General features: G+C 71.0%; 13 protein-coding genes. 4 read left to right on the top strand and 9 right to left on the bottom strand.

Going from position 1 to position 14930, the window contains the following annotated elements:
* The first annotated feature begins 113 nt into the window (after positions 1–113).
* Positions 114–827 (top strand): PspA/IM30 family protein, encoded by a 714-nt coding sequence (locus tag G6045_RS32445; protein ID WP_165335751.1) that lies wholly within the window; start codon positions 114–116, stop codon positions 825–827.
* A 62-nt stretch (positions 828–889) separates the two neighbouring features.
* Here the strand turns inward: G6045_RS32445 and G6045_RS32440 are convergent, their stop codons facing one another.
* The 8 genes from G6045_RS32440 to G6045_RS42230 all read right to left on the bottom strand — a co-directional run bounded on the left by G6045_RS32440 (position 890) and on the right by G6045_RS42230 (position 9441).
* A complete protein-coding gene (locus G6045_RS32440; RefSeq protein ID WP_408056386.1) occupies positions 890–1375 on the bottom strand; it encodes a hypothetical protein in 486 nt (161 codons plus the stop codon).
* A 57-nt stretch (positions 1376–1432) separates the two neighbouring features.
* Positions 1433–4003, bottom strand: coding sequence for a SpoIIE family protein phosphatase (locus G6045_RS32435; protein WP_165335750.1), 2571 nt, complete (start codon positions 4001–4003; stop codon positions 1433–1435).
* Between the two features lie 178 nt (positions 4004–4181).
* Positions 4182–4640, bottom strand: coding sequence for an ATP-binding protein (locus tag G6045_RS32430; RefSeq protein ID WP_165335749.1), 459 nt, complete (start codon positions 4638–4640; stop codon positions 4182–4184).
* Between the two features lie 142 nt (positions 4641–4782).
* Positions 4783–5181, bottom strand: coding sequence for a (deoxy)nucleoside triphosphate pyrophosphohydrolase (locus tag G6045_RS32425; protein ID WP_165335748.1), 399 nt, complete (start codon positions 5179–5181; stop codon positions 4783–4785).
* 53 nt (positions 5182–5234) lie between these two features.
* Positions 5235–5414 (bottom strand): SPOR domain-containing protein, encoded by a 180-nt coding sequence (locus tag G6045_RS32420; protein ID WP_165335747.1) that lies wholly within the window; start codon positions 5412–5414, stop codon positions 5235–5237.
* A gap of 190 nt (positions 5415–5604) precedes the next feature.
* Positions 5605–7308 (bottom strand): purine-cytosine permease family protein, encoded by a 1704-nt coding sequence (locus G6045_RS32415; RefSeq protein ID WP_165335746.1) that lies wholly within the window; start codon positions 7306–7308, stop codon positions 5605–5607.
* A 185-nt stretch (positions 7309–7493) separates the two neighbouring features.
* A complete protein-coding gene (locus tag G6045_RS32410) occupies positions 7494–8246 on the bottom strand; it encodes a GntR family transcriptional regulator (RefSeq protein WP_165335745.1) in 753 nt (250 codons plus the stop codon).
* Between the two features lie 226 nt (positions 8247–8472).
* Positions 8473–9441, bottom strand: coding sequence for a DUF4190 domain-containing protein (locus tag G6045_RS42230; protein ID WP_165335744.1), 969 nt, complete (start codon positions 9439–9441; stop codon positions 8473–8475).
* Between the two features lie 186 nt (positions 9442–9627).
* Between G6045_RS42230 and G6045_RS32400 the strand changes: the two genes are divergently transcribed.
* Positions 9628–12270: a glycosyl hydrolase family 65 protein gene (locus tag G6045_RS32400; protein WP_165335743.1), complete on the top strand. Its 2643-nt coding sequence runs from the start codon at positions 9628–9630 to the stop codon at positions 12268–12270.
* A gap of 53 nt (positions 12271–12323) precedes the next feature.
* Here G6045_RS32400 and G6045_RS32395 read toward each other — a convergent pair whose 3' ends face one another.
* Positions 12324–12842, bottom strand: a complete 519-nt coding sequence (locus G6045_RS32395; protein WP_165335742.1) for a MarR family winged helix-turn-helix transcriptional regulator — start codon at positions 12840–12842, stop codon at positions 12324–12326.
* Positions 12843–12940: 98 nt separating this feature from the next.
* On the opposite strand from G6045_RS32395, the gene G6045_RS32390 reads away from it, so the two are divergent.
* Together G6045_RS32390 and G6045_RS32385 are read left to right on the top strand one after the other, a co-directional pair.
* Positions 12941–14164 (top strand): MFS transporter, encoded by a 1224-nt coding sequence (locus G6045_RS32390; protein WP_165335741.1) that lies wholly within the window; start codon positions 12941–12943, stop codon positions 14162–14164.
* Positions 14165–14236: 72 nt separating this feature from the next.
* Positions 14237–14930, top strand: a 694-nt coding sequence (locus tag G6045_RS32385) for a TerD family protein (RefSeq protein ID WP_206344472.1), incomplete at its 3' end; no start/stop codon positions are given.

Here is a 14930-nt window from a genome sequence, read left to right as displayed (position 1 = left end):
GGGGCGGATGGGCGGTGGAGGGCGCTTCTGATCGAGGTTTGTGCGTACGGGAGGCCTCCCCGGCCTCCGTACGCGGTCCGGAACTCACGTACCCGTAAAGGAAGTTCACTGCGATGACGAAGCAGACCATCCTGGGCCGTGTCGCCCAGCTCGCGAAGGCCAACATCAACTCGCTGCTCGACCAGGCCGAGGATCCGGCCAAGATGCTCGACCAGCTGATCCGCGACTACACCAACAACATCCGTGAGGCGCAGGAGGCGGTGTCGACCACGATCGGCAATCTGCGGCTGCTCGAACAGGACCACAAGGAAGATGTGGACGCGGCCGGCGAGTGGGGCGGCAAGGCGCTCGCGGCCAGCAAGAAGGCCGACCAGCTGCGGTCCGCCGGTGACTCCGGCGGCGCGGACAAGTTCGACGCGCTCGCCAAGGTGGCGCTGCAGCGGCAGCTGCAGTCCGAGAAGGAGTCGAAGGACGCGGAGCCGACGATCGCGGCGCAGACCGAGGTGGTCGAGAAGCTGAAGTCGGGCCTGGACCAGATGCAGGTCAAGCTGAGCGAACTGCAGGCCAAGCGCGATCAGTTGGTGGCGCGCTCGAAGACGGCCGAGGCGCAGAACCAGATGATGGACGCGGCCCAGAACATCAATGTGCTCGATCCGACGAGTGAGTTGTCGCGGTTCGAGGAGAAGGTGCGGCGGGAGGAGGCGCGGGCGCTCGGTAAGCAGGAGCTGGCCGCCTCGTCGCTCGACGCGCAGTTCGAGCAGCTGGACTCGCTGGGCGATCAGGCGGAGATCGAGGCCCGGCTGGCGGCGATGAAGGCGACGTCCTGACCGGCTAGGAGTTCGGGACGTCGACCGGCTTCGGGCGTCGATCAGCTTCGGGCGTCGACCGGCTAGGAATCCGAGCGCAGCCCCAAGGCGCTGTGCTGGATCACCCCGGCCGCAGCATCGGCGGAGGGCGACTTCCGTTGCGTCAGCTCCACCAGCTTCGAGCGAAGATCGGTCGCCGGTTCGCCGAGCACGATGGCGCTGATCACCAGCTCGAGCATGACGCAGTCGAAGGCATCGTCCCTACCCCGGTAGCGGTCGGTGTCGCCTTCGACCACGGCCCTTGTGATCCGCCGTCCGCCGCCGTCGACCGGCGTGAAGGTCGCCTCGAAGACTCCGTGACCGGTCCAGCTCCGGTGTAGGAAGACCACCTCGCCCTCCGCGAAGACGTTCCACTTCTCGTCCATGCCCCGCGCCGCGTAGCCGAGCTGGATCCGCCCCCACTCCTCGTCCGACCAGATCCGCGGGGGCGGTTCCGGCAGCGGGCGGGGCGCCGCTATCGACTGGATGCGGCGGAACGTCGACCGGGTCACGCGGGCGTCAGCAGACATGGAGTGATCCTATGGATGAAGCCGAGCGGGACGGAACCAGGTCCCGGCCCCCGGTGATCAGAACATGCTCAACAGCGCGTCCACAGAAGGCTCCGACGGTGAGCCGCCGTCCGGGAGCGGCAGTTCGAACCACACCGTTTTGCCGCGCGGGGTGCGACGGGCGCCCCACGACGCGCTGAGCAGGCCGACGAGCTGGAGGCCGCGGCCGCCCTCGTCGGTGTCGCGGGCGCGGCGGCGGCGCGGCTGGACGAGGCCCGCGTCCCAGACCTCGCAGACCAGGGTGCGGTCGAGCAGGAGCCGGAGTCTGATCTCGCCCTCTCCGTACCGCAGGGCGTTGGTGACCAGCTCGCTGACCAGCAGCTCCGTGGTGTCCACGAGGGCTTCGAGGTCCCAGGAGGCGAGCTGGGCACGGGCCAGTTCGCGGGCGCGGCCCACCGAGCGTGCCTCGCGGGGCAGGGTCCAGTCGCCGACCGCCTCGCGGGGCAGGCCCTGGACGCGGGCCATGAGCAGGGCGATGTCGTCCTCGCCGTGGCGGGTGTCGAGGGTGTTGAGGACGTGGTCGCAGACGTCTTCCAGCGCACGGGACGGGTCCGTGATCGCGGAGCGGAAGGCGCGCAGGCCTTCGTCCAGGGGGTGTTCGCGGGATTCGACGAGTCCGTCCGTGTAGAGGGCGAGCAAGGCGCCCTCCGGGAGCTGGACTTCGACCTCCTCGAAGGGTTCGCCGCCGACGCCCAGCGGCATGCCCGGGGGTACGTCGAGCATCAGGGCCTCCTCGCCCGGCTCGACGAGCACGGGCGGCAGATGGCCGGCGTTGGCGAAGGTGACGCGGCGGGTGACCGGGTCGTACACCGCGTAGACACAGGTCGCGAGGTAGACCTCGGAGGGGTCGATGTCGCGGCCCTGGAGCGCGCGCCGGGTCGACTGGGGTGAGTGCGGGTGCTGGCCCCAGGGCGTGGGCGAGCCGAGGCCGCGGGCGATCTCGTCGAGGGCGGCGAGGACTTCGGCGGGTTCGAGGTCGAGCAGGGCCAAGGTGCGTACGGCGGTACGGAGTTCACCCATGGCGACCGCGGCGCGCAGCCCGCGGCCCATCACGTCGCCGACGACCAGGGCGGTGCGGTGGCCGGGCAGTTCGATCACGTCGAACCAGTCGCCGCCGACCTCGGTGGCGGCGTTGCCGGGCAGATAGCGGCAGGCGATGTCCAGGCCCGCGGCCTCGGGGTCGCCGGGCGGGAGCAGGGAGCGCTGGAGGATCAGGGCGCGTTCGTGCTCGCGGCGGTACAGGCGGGCGTTGTCGATACAGACCGCGGCGCGGGCGGCCAGCTCGACGGCCAGCGTGCGGTCGCGTTCCGAGAAGGGTTCGCTGCCCATCGTGCGCGAGAAGCGGACCAGGCCCACCACGGTGTCGTGCGCGACCATCGGCACGGCGAGCGTGGAGCGCACCATGCCGCCCTCGGTGCGCGGGATGGTGACCGGGCGTGCGGTGCGCAGGGCGTCCGCGCAGGGCGAGTTGAAGGAGTAGCGGTGCAGGGCGCCGACGGTGACGGGCTCGCCGCAGTCGTCGAGCGGGCCGTCGGAGACCGCGCTGGAGAAGGCGACGCGGCGCAGTTCGGCGCTGCCGTCGGCGAGTCCGGGCGGGGTCTCGTCGCCGTCGAGCAGACCTTGGTACAGGTCCACCGAGGCCAGGTCGCAGAAGACCGGGACGGTGACGTCGAGGAGTTCGCGTGCGGTGGTCTCCAGGTCGAGGGAGTTGCCGATCCGCGAGCCGGCCTCGTTCAGGAGCGCGAGATTACGGCGGGACTGGGCGGCCTCGCGGGCGGCCGCGTGGCGGCGGGTGACATCGGTGCCGAGGCCGGCCACGCCGATGGGACGGCCCGTACCGCTGTGCACGCGGTAGAGGTTGATGGACCAGTGGCGGCGGTCGTTGGAGCCGGGCGCGGGCCCGACGATCTGCATGTCCGTGACGGAGTCGCCGGTCTCCAGGACCCGCTTGAGCGCGGCGGCCATCCGGTCGGCCTCGCCGCGCGGCAGATAGTCGTGGACGGTGCGGCCGCGGTGGTCGTCGGCGTTGCCGCCGAAGACGGCGGCGAAGCGCTTGTTGGCGCGCTGCACGCGTAGATCGGTACCGAACAGCAGAAATCCGAAGGGTGACTGACCGAAAATCGCCTGCGAGGCGGCGAGGTCGGTCTCTATCCGGCGCAGCGCCCGGACGTCGACCACGATGCAGACCGCGCCCCGCTCGCCCTGCTCGGTCTCGGTCGGCATCACATAGACCTCGGCGACCCCGTCGAGCGAGCCGTCCTCGGCCATCCGGAAGGGGACGATGCCCGTCCACTCCTTGCCGTCGAGTATCTCGCCGACCCTGCGGTGGCCGACATCGCGGAGACCGGCCGGGACGAAGGCCTCGATGGGGTCCTTGCCCACGGCGTCGGCCGCGGCGACATGGAAGAGCTGCTCCGCGCGCAGCGACCACTGGTCGATCCGGCCGTCGGCGCCGAGCGAGAACGAGGCGACCTTGATGTAGTCGTAGATCGAACCGGGCGGGCTCGACTGCCACAGAATGTCCGCGGCACCCCGCACGAGCCCCCGCCCGTCGGGCTGCTCAGGCACCTCGGCTGGTATCTCGCTCACGCGACCGTCCCCTCCAGCTCGCCGTCATGGACCGGACCTCTCGACGGCTTGCCCGCAGTATCCAGCACTACGGCCGCACGCAACACTGCGTTCACAGCTCCCATGCGAGACAACCTTTTTCGGCCGCGCCGCAGGGAGATCGGCTCTAGTTCACCTTCTAACCATGCGGAGGCCGCCTCTAACCCCGGCCGGGCACCGGAAGCGTCAGCTCGAACCAGACGGTCTTGCCGGAATGTCCCTGTCTGGTACCCCAGCGCGTGGCCGAGCAGGCGACAAGCTGCAGGCCACGGCCTCCTTCGTCATCCAGCGTGGCATGCCGTGCGAGCGGCGGATCCGGAAGCGGATCGGAGACTTCGACTCGGAGTACGCCGGGTGCTTCGGCGGGGCGTACGAGGCGTACTCCGATGGGGCCCGAGGCGTACCGCAAAGAATTGGTCACGAGCTCGCTGACGAGCAGCACCGTGACGTCACCGAGCGTGCCGAGACCCCAGCGGACGAGCTGCTTGCGGACGACGGCCCGGGCGGTGCGCACAGCGGTCGGATCGGCGGGGAAGGTCCACTCGGCGCAGTCGCCTTCGGTCTCGATCACGCCGATCACTTCCCGGAGCGGGGACCCGGAACCTCTGTCCGGTTTCATGGGGTTAATCAGCACATACCCGATATCAAGGAGCGCCTACCGCTTACGTGAGCGCACTGTGGCACAAACGGCGTAGGGGGGTGCTTGCCAGCTGGGGTTTCGCTTCCCTCGAGCCCCCTTTACGGGGGTAGGGCGTGGGGCTTTACGGGTGCGGGCGGCGGGCCGCCTCCGCGACGGCGGGCCGGTCCTGGTCCAGCCAGTCCACCGCGTCCAGCTCGTCGACGCCGAGCCAGCGCAGGGCGTCATGGTCCTCGAGCGGGGCGGGCTCGCCGCTCAGGAGTTCGGCGGACCAGACCTGCAGGACGTATCCGGGGCGGCCGAGCGGCCACTCCCCCGGGATGCGCGCGACGGGCTCGGCCTCGACGCCGAGCTCCTCGCGCAGTTCGCGCACCAGCGCCTCCTCGGGGCGCTCGCCCGGCTCGACCTTGCCGCCCGGGAGCTCCCAGCGGCCGGCGAGCTCCGGCGGGGCGCTGCGCCGGGCCGCGAGCATGCGCCCCTCGTGCCACAGCGCGGCACCGACCACCACGATCCGTTCGTTCATGCGCCAGAGCCTACGGTTTCGGTGGTGCCGGACGGCCCGCCGGTCGGGTTGCTTCAGACGGTCCGCCGCTCCAGGTGCTCCACCCAGTAGAGCTGCTTGTGGCCGCGGGCCTCCAGACCGGCGACGACCTTCTCCGCTTCCGCCCTGGTGGCATACCTGCCGACGCGGTAGCGGTTGCCGTTGTCGTCCTGCCGTATGACATGCCAAGGGAGGGGAGGACTGCTGTCGTTCATCGTTCACCCGCCCTTCCGTTCGACGCGCGCCGCATCGCGCGTGGTGGGGAAACCGCACTACGCATATGCCCGAGCCTACGCCCGACCTTCACTCTGCGAAGCGGGTATGGCACAAAGAGGTAGCGAATCGGCCATCGCCAAGGGGGCGCATCCCCGTGAATGCGCCCCCTGTGTCCAAGTCGCCCTGGGGTCAGACCTGTTCAGCGGTGGTACGGACGGTCGGCAGCGGCATCAGGACCGGTCCGTCGGCCGGTGCCTTGCGGCAGACGTCGCCGCAGTCGGCGTCAAGGGAGCAGCAGAGCGAGCAGATGGGGCCGCTCTGGACCGGGCAGTCGGCGATGTCGGGCAGTTCGTAGGCGGTTTCGCAGACCGCGCAGTCGTGGGTGGCGGTCTCGTCCTCGATCACCACGTCCGGGCCGTTCACCGGGTTGGGGCGGGCCAGGTAGTACTTGCCCTTGGTGGCCCAGGCGATCAACGGGCAGAGGATCAGGGCGAGTCCGGCGGCGATGAAGGTCGAGAAGGCCTCCGCGTACTCGCCGAAGAGGCCGAAGAACGCCAGGATGGAGACGGTCGAGGCGATCGTCATGGCGCCGAAGCCGGCCGGGTTCACGGCGTACAGGTACGCGCGCTTGAACTCGATGTACTTGGGGCTCCAGCCCATCCGTTTGTTGATGACCAGGTCGGCGGCGACCGCGGTGATCCAGGCGATGCCGACGTTGGAGTAGAAGCCGAGCAGCTTGTTGAGCGCGGCGAACATGTTCATTTCCATCAGCGTCAGCGCGATGGCCAGGTTCAGGAAGATGTACCAGACCCGGCCCGGGTGCTTGTGCGTGATGCGGGAGAAGAAGTTCGACCAGCTCAGCGAGCCGCTGTAGGCGTTGGTGACGTTGATTTTGATCTGCGAGACGATCACGAAGACCGCGGCTGCCGGCAGGGCCACCGAGCCGAGCCAGGGCTTGAGCGCTTCGAGCTGGGGCGCGATGGGTTCGAGCGCGTGCGTCTTTCCTACGGCTTCCAAGGCGACGAACGCGAGGAAGGCGCCGCCGAGTTGCTTGGCCGCCCCGATGATCACCCAGCCGGGACCGGCCGCGAGAACGGCCAGATTCCATCGGCGCTTGTTCGCCTCGGTCTTCTTCGGCATGAAGCGCAAGTAGTCGGCCTGCTCGCCGATCTGGGCGATCAGCGAGAGCGCCACACCGGTGCCGAGGCCGAAGCCGATCCAGTCGAAGCCGGAGCCCGCACCCTCCGTACCGCCGAAGGAGCCGAACGCGCCCCAGGCGTCCGGGGCTTCGAAGGCGAGGATGATGAACGGCAGGATCATGCCGATGATCCAGATCGGCTGGGTCCAGGCCTGCACCTTGGCGAGTGCGCCCATGCCGCGGAAGACGATCGGGATGACGATCAGCGTGGTGACCAGGTAGCCGATCTCGACGGGGAGGCCGACGGCCTGATGCATGGCCTGGGCCATGATCGAACCTTCGAGCGCGAAGAAGATGAAGGTGAAGGACGCGTAGATGAGGGACGTCAGCGTCGAGCCGAAGTAGCCGAAGCCGGCGCCGCGGGTCACCAGGTCCATGTCCAGGCCGTACTTGGCGCAGGCCTTGGCGATCGGGATGCCGGTGATGAAGATGATCGTCGCCGCGGTGAGGATCGAGGCGGCGCCGCTCGTGAAGCCGTAGGTGAAGACGATCGAGGCGCCGATCGCGAAGTCCGCGAGATAGGCGATCCCGCCGAGCGCCGTGCCCGCGACCATCGACGGCGACCAGCGCCGGAACGAGTGCGGGGCATAGCGCAGCGAGTAGTCCTCGCGGCTCTCGTCCGCGGCGAGCTTGGCGTAACTCCGTTTCGGAGGCGGCGGGTTGACCTCTTCGGTGCGGGTGACCGTGTCCGTCATGCTGGCTCCTTCACGCTTTCACCGACCTGAGTGCGGGTTCGGTCGGTGAAAGTAGGAGCCGGACATGACGATCCGTAGCGGTATACCATTAACCCGGTGTTACGCGGCTGGGGCCGGGGTTAACTCGCGGTCACAGGCCGCGGACGACAGCGTCCGGGTATCGGTCAACTACGGCTTGACCTGGGTCACTTGACGGGCAAGTGGTATGCCACCCGGTAGCGGTCGGCCGGGATGACCACGTCCGCCGTCTCGACCGGACGGCCGGAGGCGTAGTACGTGCGCTCGATCACCACGACGACATGGCCGGGCACTCCGCCGAGCAGATGCAGCTCCTCCGCGAGGCCGGGGCGGGCGCCGACCTCCTCCGCGACGTTGTCCACGATCACCTCGATGGCCGCCATCCGTTCGACCACTCCGCAGCCGCCGAGCGGCCCCTCCTCGGGGAGCATCACCGGGGTGCGGCCGGTCACCGCGAGGGGCTCCCACGACGTGGAGAGCATCATCGCCTCGCCGGCGTCCCGGAAGACGTACGAGGTGCACATCACGCGGTCGCCGATGTCGATCGCGAGCCGCCGGGCGATGTCACCGTCCGCCAGGGCCTGTTCGCTGCGGGACTCCCAGGTGCCGCGCGCCCCCGCCTCGGCCTGCTCCTGCCGGAACGGCGAAAGCCCGCCTCGGTGCCGGTAGGCCGCGCGCGAGACCCGGCGCGGGACCGGACGCTCGCGCACATAGGTGCCCGACCCGGAGCGGCCCTCGACCAGACCCTCCGCCATCAGGACCTTGCGGGCCTCGAGGGCCACGGTGTCGGAGACCCCGTACTCCTCGCGGATGCGGGCCTGCGAAGGGAGCCGGGTGTGCGGCGGCAGCGTGCCGCTCACGATCTGCTTCCGGAGATCGTCCGCTACGCGCAGATACGCGGGCTGCTCACCGAACGTCACTGGCCACTCCCATCAGGTTGACAGACAGCAACAGCCTGGCAACCGTGGGTTGTTGACCGCAACCAAAGGCCAGGGAATCACTCGAAGTGATGACGATCATGGTCAACGGCTTGTGTACGGCGCGTCGTTGACCTAGTCCCTGCTATACCCCGGACCAGGGCCTGTCTTGTGCATCAGGCCCTGGACGTCGGCTGGATCAGGCCCTAGACGTCGGCTGGATCAGGCCCTAGACGTCCGCGCCCTCACCAGGGGCGGGCTCGGCGCCCGGGTCCGCGGGCTCCGTGCCGCCGGATGTGCCGCCGGAGCTGTCCTCGGGGGTGTCGCTGGGGGTGTCGCCGGGAGTGCCGCCCGCGTCGCGCAGCGAGCTGGTGAGCTTGCCGCCGTTCTCGTCCACGAAGACGCAGGTGACCTCGCGGTCGCCGACGTTCCAGCTCTCCTGAGTGGGGCTCATGTAGTCGGAGACGACGTTCTCGGCGAGGGCGTCCGCGTCCACGACGTAGTCGCCGAGCAGGGTCGCGCACCGCTCGTCGGCGAGGTCCTCGATCGTGCCCTGGCCCGGGAACGTGGAGTGCTCGAGCCGGAACGAGCCGTAGACCTCGCTGTCGTGCGGCCCTGCGCAGGGCACGATGTTGATCTCCTCGACGTACCCCTCCTCCGCGCCTGCGGGCACGTTGAAGCACTGCCCCTTCTCCGGCGTGAGGGACTGCTCCTGCTGTGCCTCCTTCATGCCGTCGTTGAAGCCGCCCCAGAACTCGGAGGCCGCGCCGCTGACGAAGAACAGGAGGGTGAGGAGCAGCGTCACCGAGTTGACCACGAGGCCCGAGATCGCGAGGCCCTTGCCGGACTGACCGGTCTTCTTGATCTGCCGCAGTGCGACGAGGCCGAAGACCAGGCCGAGCGGCAGGAAGCAGAGCACGCAGGTCACGAGGGCGGCGATGGCGAAGCCGCTGGTCCTGGGCGCGGCGGGGTAGGGCGCCCAGCCGTTGCCGTAGCCGGGGTACTGGCCGTAGGGCGGCTGACCGGGTTGCTGACCGTAGGGCTGGCCGGGCTGTTGGCCATAGGGCTGCTGACCGTACGGGGGCTGGCCATAGGGAGCCCGTTGGCCGTTGGGCGGCTGCTGACCGTAAGGCGGTGGCTGCGGGCTCTGCTGCGGCGGGCCATACGGGTTGTCCTGGGGCGGCGGGGGTATGGCCACGGGGTCCGGTCTCCTGTTGGGCTGTGTGCGCTGGCTGCTGCCGGAATCGTACGGCCATACGGGCGGACCCCGACGGGGCCCGTACCCCGGGGGTGCGGGGCCAACGGCCGCACCCGCACCCCCGTGCGTGGGACCCCCGCGCGGCGCACCCCGGAGCCGCGCGCCGGGCTTCCTAGGGTCGGCCGCGTGACCATCTCGCGCCTCAGCCGACTGTGCGCCGCCACCGCAGCCGTCGTCCTCACCGCCATGGCGCTGCCCGCCGCCGGAGCCACGGCCCGTCCCTGGCCGGCCGACCCCTCGGACCGTACGGCCCCCGGCGGAAGCTGCGCGCCGTCCGCCGGCTGGACGCCGAGCTCCACGGATCCGCTGAAAACCGGCCCCGCGCACGCCTACGTGGGCAACGGGCTGCTCGGGGTGCGGGTGCCGCCGCGCGGGCACGGGTACGCGGTGTCCGACAGCAGGACCGGGTGGCCGCTGTTCACGCCCCGGTACGACGGTGCGTTCGCGGCCGGTCTCTACGGGATCGACCAGGAGTCCGGACGCCAGGCCGTCGCCGCGCTCCCGAACTGGACGACGCTCGACTTCGTCGCGGGCTCGCAGGCGTACGGCGCCCAGGGCAGGACCTCCGCGTACCGGCAGACGCTCTTCCTGCGCTGCGGCTTCGTGCGGACCTCTCTCACCTGGACCGCCACCGACGGCCGCCGCACCGACCTCGTCTACGACGTGCTGACCGACCGCAACAACGCGCGCGGCGGCGCGGTGCGGCTGCGGATCACCCCGCACTGGAACGGCACCGCCACCGTCGTCGACCGGATCGACGGCCAGGGAGCACGGCGGCTCGCGCACGAGGGCGGTGGGCCGAGCGGGCGGGCCACCGTCGACGTGGCCTTCCGCGCGGACGGGACCGGGACGCGCGGGGCGCTGGCCTCGACGCTGCGGGCGCCCGGGCGCATCCAACCGGGCGGTGCGGCACAGAAGTTGAGCGTGGCGCAGGCCGCGAAGTTCCCCGTGCGGTCCGGGCAGACCTACGAGGCCGTGAAGTTCGTGGGCGTCGGCGGCGCGCGGACCACCGCGGCCTCCCGCAGGGCCGCGATCCAGACCTCCCAGCACGCCGCGCTGCGCGGCTGGCCCGCCCTGTTCTCCGCGCACACCGCGGCCTGGCGCGGGCTGTGGTCCTCACGGATCGAGGTGCCGGGGCGCGAGGATCTGCAGCTGTGGACGCGCTCGGCGCAGTACGGCCTGTACACGGCGCTGCGCCGCGGCGGCCGCGACAGTCTCTCGCCCGTCGGTCTGAGCAGCGACAACTACGCGGGCCTCGTCTTCTGGGACGCGGAGACCTGGATGTTCCCGCCGCTGCTCGCGACCCGGCCCGAACTCGCCCGCCCCGTACTGGACTACCGCTTCCACACCATGGACGGCGCCCGCGACAACGCCCGGCGGCTCGGCTTCAAGGGCCTGTTCTTCCCCTGGACGAGCGGGTCGGACGGCCACCTCTGGTCCGAGTGCCACAGCTGGCGCCCGCCGCACTGCCTCACGCAGGTCCATCTCCAGTCCGACATCGCCCTGGCGGCCTGGCAGTACTGGCTCGCGACCGGTGACCGGCGCTGGCTGGGCGAGCGCGGGGAGCCGCTGCTTCGCGGGATCGCGGAGTTCTGGGCCGACAAGGCCGTCCGCAATGACGACGGCTCGTACTCGATCCGCGATGTGGCCGGGCCCGACGAGTACAGCAACGGCGTCGACGACGCGGTCTTCACCAACGCGGGCGCGGCCACCACGCTGCGCCACGCCGCCGAGGCCGTCGAACTCCTCGGCGGGCGGCCCGATCCGGCCTGGCGGCGGATCGCGGACAGGCTGCGGATCCCGTACGACGCACGGCGGAAGATCTTCTGGCAGTACGAGGGGTTCCAGCGCCTGAAGGATCCGCGGATCAAGCAGGCTGACACCGTGCTGCTCATGTACCCGCTGGAGTGGCCGATGCCGAAGGGGGCCGCCGCCGCGACGCTCGACCACTACGCGGCGATCACGGACCCCGACGGACCGGCGATGACCGACTCGGTGCACGCGGTCGACGCGGCGGCGATCGGCGAGCCCGGCTGCTCCGCGTACACCTATCTGCAGCGCTCCATCCGGCCCTTCGTGCGCGGCCCGTTCGCGCTGTTCTCGGAGGCGCGCGGCGAGAAGGCCGGTGCGCACGATCCGCTCGCCGGCTCCCCCGCGCAGGACTTCCTGACAGGCAAGGGCGGCTTTCTCCAGGTGTTCACGCACGGTCTGACCGGGCTGCGGATGCGGCCGGACGCGGTGCACCTCGACCCGACGCTGCCGCCTCAACTCGCTTCAGGGGTAAGGCTGTACGGGCTTTCGTGGCGCGGGCGCACGTACGACGTGAACGTGGGGCCGCGCGAGACGACCGTGCGCCTGACGTCCGGTAAGCCCTTCACGGTCGAGTCGCCGCAGGGTTCCTTCCCGGTGACGGCCGACGAGCCGGCCGTCCTCAAGACCCGCCGCCCCGACCTGGCTCCGGGCGGCTCGCTCGCGCGCTGCCGGCCGGCCTCCGCGAGCTCGGAGGAGCCGGGTCTTTACGCGGCGGCCGCGGTGGACGGGAGCGCGGCGACGGCGTGGAAGCCGGAGCGGGCGGGGGCCTCGCTGAGCGTGGATCTGGGGCGGGTGCGGCCGGTGAAGTCCGTTTCGGCGGGCGGGAGTCACCGGGTGGAGACGTCGGTGGACGGGGAGCGGTGGGTGCCGTTTGCGCGGGGGACTTCGGTGCGGTGGGTGCGGATCGTGCAGACCGGAGCGGAGCCTGCGGCGGTGGCCGAGCTGAAGGTCGACTGACCGGCTGCGGACGGGCGGCCGGCCACCTGCGCACGGGCGGCTGACCGCCCCCGTCACTTGATCGACGTGTCCCCGAGCGTCTCGAGGAGCTTGCGCAGCTTGGCCGCGAGCTCCTCGCTGTCCTCGCGTCCGAAGTCCGCGAGGATGCGGGCCTCGTTGGCGAGGTGCTCCTTCATGAACGTGCGGGTCACCTCATGGCCGCGTTCCGTGAGACGGATCTTCACCGCGCGGCGGTCGCCCGTGTCGCGCACCCGCTCGACCAGGCCCTTGGCCTCCATACGGTCGATCCGATTGGTGATCGCACCGGAGGTCACCATGGCGGCCTTGCGGAAGGCGCCGGCGGTCAGCTCGTACGGGGGGCCCGAGCGCTGCAGCGTGGTGAGAATGTCGAACTCGCCCAGTTCCAGGCCGCGTTCGGCGGCGAAGGCCTTGATCTCCTTCTCCAGGATCCAGCCGAGGCGCTGCAGCCGGCCGATGACCTGGACCGGCCAGAGGTCGTCGGCCAGGTCGGGCCGCTCGGCCTCCCACTGGCCGATGATCGCGTCCACCGCGTCACCGCTCGCGTCGCTCACAGCACCTCCAGAGATATCTCAACGTTGAAACAGTTGACGCTGAACGATACCCGATGGTTTTATCTCAACGTTGAAATAATCAATGTTGAGGGGGAGCCATGGCCGTCCAGTCCGTCACTCCGGGCGCGGTGCGTGAAGCGGTGGCCGCACGTCAAGTCCCGGCGCTGCTCCTGGCTTTGCTCGCCGCGCCCATAGCCGCCGGTGCCAACGCACCGGTGCTGATCCTGCCGAGCACGGCCGGTTCACTGGGGGTGTCGACGGCCTCCGTGACCTGGATCGTCACGGCCTTCGCCTGGGCCATGGCGATCGGTACACCCCTGTTCGCGGGACTGCTGCGCCTGCGCGGGGTCCGTGCGGCGCTGCGTGTGAGTTCGGTGTTCGTGGTCGCGGGCAGCGCGCTGGTGGCGCTCGCCCCCTGGCTGCCCGCGCTGCTCGTGGGGCGGGCGGCGCAGGCGCTGGGCGGGGCCGGGTTCGTGGCGGTCGCGATGAGTCTGGCCGCGGGATCCGCCCGCCGGATGGGGGTGATCACCTCGGGGTTCGGTGTGCTCGGGGCGGCGGGGCCGCTGCTCGGCTCCCTGATCGGTGAGGCCGCCTCGTGGCGGGTCGCGCTGCTCCTCTCGGCGGTCTCCCTTGTGGCCGTGCCGATGGTGGCGCGGTACGCCAAGTCGGCTCCCGCGCCCGGGGGTTCCTTCGATGTACGGGGAGCGGGCGCCGTGGTCGCGCTCGCCACCGCGCTGGTGCTGATCCCGCAGACCGGTGCCGCGCTCCCCGTCCTGTTCGCCGCACTCGTCGCGGCCGGGCTGCTCGTGCTGCATGTGCGGCGGCGGCCCGAGGGCCTGGTGCCGGCCGCGGTGGTCCGCTCGCCCCGCTTCATCGGCGCCGCGCTGACCGCGCTCGCCGTCTCCACCTCGTACTTCACGCTGCTCTTCGCCCTGCCGCGGCTGATCGGGGACCGCGCCGGATGGGCCCCGAGCTCCATCGGTATCGGGCAGATGATCGCGCTGCTCGCCGGCTCTGCCCTGTCCTGGGGGATCGCCGCCGCGTCGGTGCGGATGAGCCGGCGGGCGGTGTACGGGGTGTTCCTGGTCCTTGGCGCGCTGGCGCCGCTCACCGCGGTGTACGCCGCGCGGGCGCCGCTGCTGCTCGTCGCCGCGACCGTGGCGGTGTTCACGGCGACCGGCAGCAACGCCGTCCTGTCGGTGTACGCGGGCAAGGCGGCGCCTGCCGCGCAACGGCCCTCCGCCATCGGCCTGTTCGTGCTCTGCTACCAGCTGGGCGGGGCGTTCGGGCCGGCGATCGCCGCCGTGCTCGTGCTCGGCTGAGGGCCCGCGGGGGCCCTTGGCCCCTGGCCGTCACCCGGCCCGGTCGGCAGACTGGGCCGGGTGACGACACCGATGCGCAAAGGCGCCAACATCCCGGTACCCGCCGCCTCCGTACGCGCGGTGCTCAGCTGGGCGGACCGGCCGGGCAGCCCCGACGCCGATGTCTCCGCACTGCTGCTCACCTCGGCCGGACGGGTGCGCGACGACCTCGACTTCATCTTCTACAACCAGCCCGAGCACGCCTCGGGCGCCGTGCGCTATCTGGGCACCGAACGGCAGCCGGGCGTGGTCGCCAACTCCGTCGAGGTGCAGCTGTCGCGGCTCGAGTCGGACATCGAACGGGTGGTGCTCACCGCATCGGCGGACGGCGGGACCTTCGGCCAGCTCGCCGGGCTCACGCTGCGGCTGCTCGACGCCGGTACGGGGGCGGAGCTCGCGCGGTTCGAGACCGAGGCGGGTAGCGAGACCGCGTTCATCGGGGGCGAGCTCTATCTGCGCGGCGGGCAGTGGAAGTTCCGGGCCGTGGGGCAGGGGTACGCCTCGGGGCTCGCCGGGCTTGCCACGGATTTCGGGATCAGCGTGGACGAGGAGGAGAGCGCGGCTTCGTCTCCGGGTGCGTCGCCTTCCGGCGCCCTGCCTTCCGGTGCCTCGCCTTCCGGTGCCGCCCCGTCCGCTCCGTCCGTGTCCTTTCCGTCCGCGCCGGTGGCTCCCCCGCCCGTGCCGCCGTCCGCACCTCCTGTCGCGCCGCCGGTGGCGCGACAGGAGG

The organism is Streptomyces mesophilus, assembly GCF_011044995.1.
Taxonomy (GTDB): domain Bacteria; phylum Actinomycetota; class Actinomycetes; order Streptomycetales; family Streptomycetaceae; genus Streptomyces; species Streptomyces mesophilus.
Note: the sequence above shows the minus strand (reverse complement) of the source record. Positions and strands in the feature narration are given on the sequence as shown.

Coding starts and splice junctions, on each gene's coding strand:
- G6045_RS32430 (WP_165335749.1), bottom strand. CDS start 4,640: ATGAAACCGGACAGAGGTTCCGGGTCCCCGCTCCGGGAAGTGATCGGC.
- G6045_RS32420 (WP_165335747.1), bottom strand. CDS start 5,414: ATGAACGACAGCAGTCCTCCCCTCCCTTGGCATGTCATACGGCAGGAC.
- G6045_RS32390 (WP_165335741.1), top strand. CDS start 12,941: ATGGCCGTCCAGTCCGTCACTCCGGGCGCGGTGCGTGAAGCGGTGGCC.
- G6045_RS32425 (WP_165335748.1), bottom strand. CDS start 5,181: ATGAACGAACGGATCGTGGTGGTCGGTGCCGCGCTGTGGCACGAGGGG.
- G6045_RS32415 (WP_165335746.1), bottom strand. CDS start 7,308: ATGACGGACACGGTCACCCGCACCGAAGAGGTCAACCCGCCGCCTCCG.
- G6045_RS32445 (WP_165335751.1), top strand. CDS start 114: ATGACGAAGCAGACCATCCTGGGCCGTGTCGCCCAGCTCGCGAAGGCC.
- G6045_RS32440 (WP_408056386.1), bottom strand. CDS start 1,375: ATGTCTGCTGACGCCCGCGTGACCCGGTCGACGTTCCGCCGCATCCAG.